This is a genomic window from Pseudomonas cichorii (genome assembly GCF_003700275.1).
Classification (GTDB): domain Bacteria; phylum Pseudomonadota; class Gammaproteobacteria; order Pseudomonadales; family Pseudomonadaceae; genus Aquipseudomonas; species Aquipseudomonas cichorii_B.
The window spans coordinates 1-6,875 of sequence record NZ_RBRE01000023.1; the positions used below are offsets into that span (position 1 = coordinate 1).

At 62.1% G+C, this 6,875-nt stretch carries 3 protein-coding genes; 2 read left to right on the plus strand and 1 reads right to left on the minus strand.

The window, feature by feature from the left end; all coding sequences use genetic code 11:
• The coding region (locus ALQ04_RS05890; RefSeq protein ID WP_147466568.1) for a hypothetical protein at nt 1-203 on the minus strand (203 nt) is incomplete at its 3' end.
• A 366-nt stretch (nt 204-569) separates the two neighbouring features.
• On the opposite strand from ALQ04_RS05890, the gene ALQ04_RS05895 reads away from it, so the two are divergent.
• Complete coding sequence (locus ALQ04_RS05895) at nt 570-3,983, plus strand: non-ribosomal peptide synthetase (protein WP_122314917.1); 3,414 nt, start codon at nt 570-572, stop codon at nt 3,981-3,983.
• Nucleotides 3,980-6,875 (plus strand): amino acid adenylation domain-containing protein (locus ALQ04_RS05900; protein WP_122314918.1); only part of this gene is annotated, 2,896 nt, incomplete at its 3' end. The genes ALQ04_RS05895 and ALQ04_RS05900, both read left to right, overlap by 4 nt.

The following is a 6,875-nucleotide window of genomic DNA, read 5'->3' on the forward strand; positions in this document are numbered from 1 at the left end:
TTGTTGTCGGGGCCGAACTGCAGAAAGGCCGGGCGGTGCAGCAGGCTTTCCAGGTCCAGAGCGGGGTGTTCGCTGACCAGTTCGAGCTCGAAGCAGAAGGGCTGGCTGATGGCTTCTGTGCCAGTGAAGGCCAGCACCTGGAAGTCGTGCCGGATGCCTTCGAGGTGCAGGCTGAACCGTGCCTGATGGGCGGGTGCGGACATCCCTGTTTTCTCCGTATGAAGGGGCAACAACGCCCGTTGAACGGAGAGAGCTATGTCAAAAACCATGCCGAGCTGCTTTTACCCAGCAAATTCAGGCGCATGGCGGCAGGCTGCTGGAAATACAGGTGATTTCCACCTCAAAAAGTGCGCAAGAGTTTGCGCACCTGCGCAATTTCTTGCGCATCTATCGGGGGCCTTTAAATACAAGGCTTCTAGCGCTTTTTACCGGTTTTGGGTGCGCATTTTTTTGCGCATAAAGGCGATGGGCTATTGGTCAATAATTTCCGCTAAATATTTTGTTTCCAGTTCGTTCTTGTTCATACGACCAAGCCTCATGGTCAGGCCAATTCAGCAAGGACCGAATGCATGAATCCCGAACACGCCCATAAACTGGCTCGCCGTTTTGTCGAGCTGCCCCCTGAAAAACGTCGGTTGTTTCTCGACGGTATGCGCCAGGAGGACATGGACTTTTCGTTGTTCCCGATCCCGTCCTGCGTTGGGCTTGCTGAGCGTGATGGCTTGTCCTATGCACAGCAGCGCATGTGGTTTCTCTGGCTGCTCGATCCCGAGAGTTCGGCCTACAACCTGCCAATGTCGGTGTGCCTGAACGGTGCTCTGGATCTGGCCGTGCTGGAGCGGGCATTCAGTGCATTGGTGGCGCGTCATGAAAGTCTGCGCACGACCTTCGGTCAGGAGGGGGATCGCGCATTCCAGCGGGTAGCCGAGCCTGCGCCGGTACGCATTGAACTGCTGGACCTGAGTACCTTGCCGCTGGAGCAACGCTGGGTGCGGGCACATCAGGAGATGGCCCGGCAGGCCGGGCAGTCGTTCGATCTGCAACAAGGACCGCTGTTCAGCATTCGCCTGTTGCGTCTGGATGAACGGCAACATGTGCTGCTGTTGAACCTGCATCACATGATCACCGACGGCTGGTCGATGAACGTGCTGATCGATGAATGGTTGCGTGGCTACGATGCGCTGGTTGCCGACAGGCCTCTGCAACTGAATCCGCTGGCGGTGCAGTATCGCGACTATGCGCTGTGGCAGCGTAGCTGGCTGGAAGCCGGCGAGCAGGAGCGGCAGCTCGATTACTGGCGGACGCATCTGGGCGACGAACATCCGCTTCTGGAGTTGCCCACCGACCGGCCACATCCGGCGCTGCCCAGTCATCAGGGCGCGCGCCTGGAAATCTCTCTGGATAACGCCTTGTTGCGTGATCTGAAAGCCCTGGCCCAGCGCCAGGGCGTTACCTTGTTCGTGGTGCTGCTGGCCTCTTTCAAGAGCCTGCTGCATCGCTACAGCGGGCAGACCGATATTCGCGTCGGCGGGTTGATTGCCAACCGCACCCGCAGCGAAACCGAAGGCCTGATCGGTTGTTTCATCAACACTCAAGTGCTGCGCAGCGAAGTGACGGCGCGCACCCGGTTTGTCGATCTGCTGCAGAGCGTGCGCCAGGCAGCGATGGGCGCGCAGTCGCATCAGGAGTTGCCGTTCGATGCGGTGATCGACGCCTTGCAGCCCGAGCGCAGCCAGAGCCACAACCCGCTGTTCCAGGTGATGTTCAACCACCAGCCGGTCGTTGCCGATCTGTTGGACAAGCAACTTGAATGTGGCTTGCGCGTGGCCAATCTGCCCGCCGAGCAGCAGGTTGTCGCCGAGCGTACGCATGCTGCCGCCAGCGACCTGATGCTGGCTACCAGCGGCGAGGGCGAACAGCTCAATGCGGCGTTCACCTACGCCACCGATATTTTCGATGAGGCGACCATCGTCCGTCTGGCCGGACACTGGCGCAACCTGCTGGCCTCGGCCTGTGCCGATCCACAGCAGACAGTGGGTGAACTGTCGATCCTGTCCGCCGATGAGCGTCAGCAGTTGCTCGATGTCGACTCCACGCAACGGGCCAGTACCGCCACGCCCGCGCACCGCTTGTTCGAGGCGCAGGTCAAGCGCACGCCGCAGGCGCAAGCCTTGCTCATGGCGGGAGAGAGCCAGCCGTCTGGCCTGAGCTACGAGCAACTGAACCAACTCAGTAACCGTCTGGCGCATCGCTTGCGCGAACGGGGCGTTGGCCCTGACGTGCTGGTGGGGATTGCACTGGGCCGTTCGCTGGAAATGGCCGTGGCGCTGTTGGCGGTACTCAAGGCTGGCGGCGCCTATGTGCCGCTGGACCCGAAGATGCCCGGCGAACGCCTGCGCCATGTACTGGAAGACAGTGGCCTCCAGTTACTGCTGAGCCGCACCGAACTGTTGTCGGGCCTGCCGCCGCTGGGCGATATTCAGTGCCTGTGCCTGGATCGGCAAGACGAGGGCAGCGATGCATCCGTGGATGATCTGCAGGTCACGGTCGACCCGGCCAACCTGGCTTATGTGATCTACACCTCAGGCTCCACCGGTCGCCCCAAGGGCGTGGCCATCAGTCATGGCGCATTGGCCGAGTTCGTCACGCTGGGCGCGACCTACAGCGATCTGCGCGAAGGTGATCGGGTCCTGCAATTCGCGACCAGCAGTTTCGATGGTTTCGTCGAGCAGTTCTATCCGCCGCTCTGCCATGGCGCGTGCGTGGTATTGCGCGATGATCGCCTGTGGGACAGCGCTACGTTCCATCAGGCAGTGGTCGAGCATGGCATCACCCTGGCGGATCTGCCTGCCGCGTACTGGCTGACGCTGGTCCAGGATTACGCCGCCCGGCCGCCTGCCGGCTATGGCGCACTGCGGCAGATCCACGTTGGCGGCGAGGCCATGGCGGTGGAAGGCTTGCGCTTGTGGCGCCAGGCAGGACTCGGTCATGTGCGCCTGCTCAACACCTACGGGCCGACCGAGGCAACCGTGGTGTCGAGCATTCATGATTGCAGCGCCCTGGCCTCTGAAGCAGTTTCCTGGCGTGGCGTGCCGATTGGCCAGGGGCTGGCGGGGCGTCGCCTGTATGTGCTCGACGACCAGCTGAATCTGCTGCCGCAAGGCGCAGTCGGTGAGCTGTATATCGGTGGGCCGGGGCTGGCGCGCGGTTATCACGGACAACCGGCGTTGAGCGCCGAGCGTTTTATCGCTGACCCGTTCGTGGCGGGCGAGCGGCTGTATCGCACTGGTGACCGGGCGCGGCTGCGAGCCGATGGCGCACTGGAGTACATCGGGCGCATCGACCATCAGGTGAAGATTCGTGGCTTCCGCATCGAACTGGGCGAAATCGAATCGCGCCTGCAGCAATGCACCGGTATCCGCGAAGCGGTGGTTCTGGCGCTGCCGCTGGCGGGCAGCACACAACTTGTTTCCTATCTGGTGCCTGAAGTCGAGGCGCACAGCGATGCTCAACAAGCGGCGCTGCGCCAGTCGGTCAAGGCCCAACTGCAGGCCAGCCTGCCGGACTACATGGTGCCCACGCACCTGCTGCTGTTACCAGACCTGCCGCTGACTCCCAGCGGCAAGCTGGATCGCAAGGCCTTGCCGGTTCCCGATCCGAGTCAGTTGCAGGCTACCTATCGTGCGCCGCAGAGCGAATTGCAGATTTGTCTGGCGGCTATCTGGGTGGAGGTGCTGCATGTGCCGCAGGTCGGTCTGGACGACAACTTCTTCGAGCTGGGCGGGCATTCCCTGCTCGCCGCGCAAGTCATTGCCCGGATCAAGACGCAACTGGGCGTCAGCCTGCCGCTGCGCGTCCTGTTCGAGAAGCCTGTACTGAGCGATCTCGCCGAGGAAGTGGCGCTGCTCACGGATAACACGGCTGACAACGACTGGAGCGACATGGACCAGTTCATGGACTCACTGGAGGAATTTGGCGCATGACCGGGACTACTGCTGCACGTATCGCTAAACGCTTTGTCGGGCTGCCCCTCGAACAGCGCCAACAGTTTCTTGCCAGACTGCGCCAGGAAGGCAAGGATTTCAGTCTGTTGCCAGTGCCGGTCAGTCGCCATGATTTTGCACAGATTCCGCTGTCCTTCGCTCAGCAGCGCCTGTTGTTTCTCTGGCAACTCGATCCGCTGAGCGACGCCTACAAGATGACCACCGGGCTACGCCTGCGTGGTGCTCTGGATCAGGCCGCTTTGCAGCGCTCGTTCGACCACCTGATCGAACGTCATGAAGTGTTGCGCACGGTATTTCGCAGCGAAGGCGACCAGCCGCAGCAAGTGATATTGCCCCGGCAGAGCGTGGCGCTGGAGTGCGCCGATCTTTGCGTGTTGTCGGCAGATGTTCGCGAAGTCGAACTGGCCCGACAGGTCGAGGAGGCCAGCGCCCGACCGTTCGATCTGCACCAGGGGCCGCTGCTGCGGGCCAACCTGTTCAGCCTGGCTGCGGACCAGTTCGTGCTGGTGGTGAGCATGCATCACATCGTTTCCGATGGCTGGTCGATGGATGTGATGATTCAGGAATTCGTGCAGTGCTATCAGGCCTACAGCCAGGGACGCGAACCGGTGCTGCCGGAGTTGCCGTTGCAGTACGCCGACTACGCGATCTGGCAGCGCAAATGGCTGGAAGCGGGAGAGGGCGAGCGTCAGCTCGACTATTGGCGCCAGCAACTGGGTGATGAGCAACCGCTGCTCGAAGCCGCTCATGATTTCCAGCGTCCGGCGACGCAAAGCTTCCAGGGTGAACGCCTGAGCTTCGATTTCGGTATCGAGCTTTCCCGTCAGTTGAACGCCTTTGCCCGCAGCCAGGGCATGAGCCTGTTCATGCTGGTGCTGGCCGGTTTTTCCCTGTTCCTGTCGCGCAAGGCCGGGCAGCGCGATATCCGCATCGGGGTACCGAATGCCAACCGTGGCCGGTCCGAAACCGAAGGTCTGATCGGCTTTTTCATCAATACTCAGGTACTGCGCTGTCAGGTGGACGAACGCCTGAGTTATCTCGATCTGCTGGCGCGTATTCGGGAAACGTCCTTTGGCGCCCAGGCCCATCAGGATGTGCCTTTCGAGCAACTGGTGGACCAGTTGGCGCCGGAGCGCAGCCTTGGGCACAACCCGCTGTTCCAGGCCAAGTTCAACCAGAACGTGGTGCTGAAGCAGAAAATGGCGCTCACCCTGCCGGGACTGGAAGTCAGCGAATATGAATTCCACAAGGATGGCGCGCATTTCGATCTGGCGCTGGATATCACCGACGATGGCTCGCTGATCCATGGTGAAATGACCTACGCCAGCGATCTGTACAAGCGCTCGACCGTCGAGGGGTTCATTCCGGCGTTGCTGGAACTGTTCAAGACGCTGCTCAATGCGCCGCAAGCCCCTTTGTTCAGCCTCGCTGCACTGCCGGTGCAACAGCAAGAGACGGTTCGCGAGCCTGCCCCGTCGGTGCTGCAGCAATGGAATGCCCAGGTCGCGAAGCAGCCCCAGGCACTGGCCGCCCGTTGCCTTGAGCAGACCGTGAGCATTGCCGAGCTGGATCAGGCAGCCAATCGACTGGCGCATCATCTGCTGGGGCTCGGTGTGAGCGAAGGTCAGCCGGTTGCGGTGCTGATGGAACGTTCGCTGGACTGGCTCACTGCGGTGCTGGCGATCTTCAAGGCGGGCGGCGTGTACATGCCGCTGGACGTCAAGGCGCCGGATGCCCGTCTGCAACAGATGCTCGAAGGGGCCCGCGCCCGAGTGCTGCTGTGCGCCGCAGGCGATCAGCGTCAGACCTCGCTGGCACTTGCCGGTTGCCATGCACAGGCCTATGCGCCGTCGCAGTGGCAGCATCAGTTGGCAACCCGTCCGGCGTGCGACGTTTCGGCGGACTCACCAGCCTATGTCATCCACACTTCCGGCTCCACCGGCCAGCCCAAGGGCGTACTGGTCAGCCAGGGTGCGCTGGCCAGTTACGTGCGGGGGCTGCTACAGCGCCTGGAACTGGCGCCGGACGCCAGCATGGCGCTGGTCTCGACCATCGCTGCGGACCTGGGGCATACCGTGTTGTTCGGGGCTTTATGTTCGGGGCGTCCCTTGCATGTGCTGACCGAAGCCCTGGGTTTCGATCCGGACGGCTTTGCCGAGTACATGGCCGAACATCGCGTTGCTGTGTTGAAAATCGTCCCTGGCCATCTCGCCGCTTTGTTGCAGGCTGCCAGGCCCGCCGATGTCCTGCCGCAGCACGCGCTGATCGTCGGCGGCGAAGCCTGCCCGCCCGGCCTGTTCGAGCAGGTTCGTCAGCTCAAGCCGGGCTGCCGTTTCATCAATCACTACGGCCCCAGCGAAACCACGGTCGGCGTGCTGACCCATGAAGTCGAGGCCATCGATCCGTCCCGTTCAGTGCCGGTGGGTACGCCGTTGCCGGGTGCCCATGCCTACGTGCTCGACGATGTGCTGAACCTGAGCGACGAACAGGTCGCGGGTGAGTTGTATATCGGCGGTGACAGCGTGGCCCTGGGTTACCTCGGACAGCCCGCCTTGACCGCCGAACGCTTTGTGCCCGATCCGTTTGCCGGGGAAGGGCAGCGCGTCTATCGCAGCGGCGACCGGGTAAGGCGTAATCGTCAGGACTTGCTGGAGTTCATCGGGCGCAGCGACGATCAGGTAAAGATTCGCGGCTATCGGGTGGAGCCCGCCGAAGTGGCGCGGGTGCTGGCACGTTTCGGGTCGGTGGCCGAGGCCGTGGTCCTTGCGCAACCGGTTGAGGGCGACGAGTCCCGCCTGCAACTGGTGGCCTATTGCGTGGCGGCTGCGGGCGTGACGTTACAGATCGAAAACCTGCGCGAACAACTGAGCG

What these genes read in the sequence shown, in the direction of transcription:
- ALQ04_RS05895 (WP_122314917.1), top strand. Translation starts at nt 570, where the DNA reads ATGAATCCCGAACACGCCCATAAACTGGCTCGCCGTTTTGTCGAGCTG.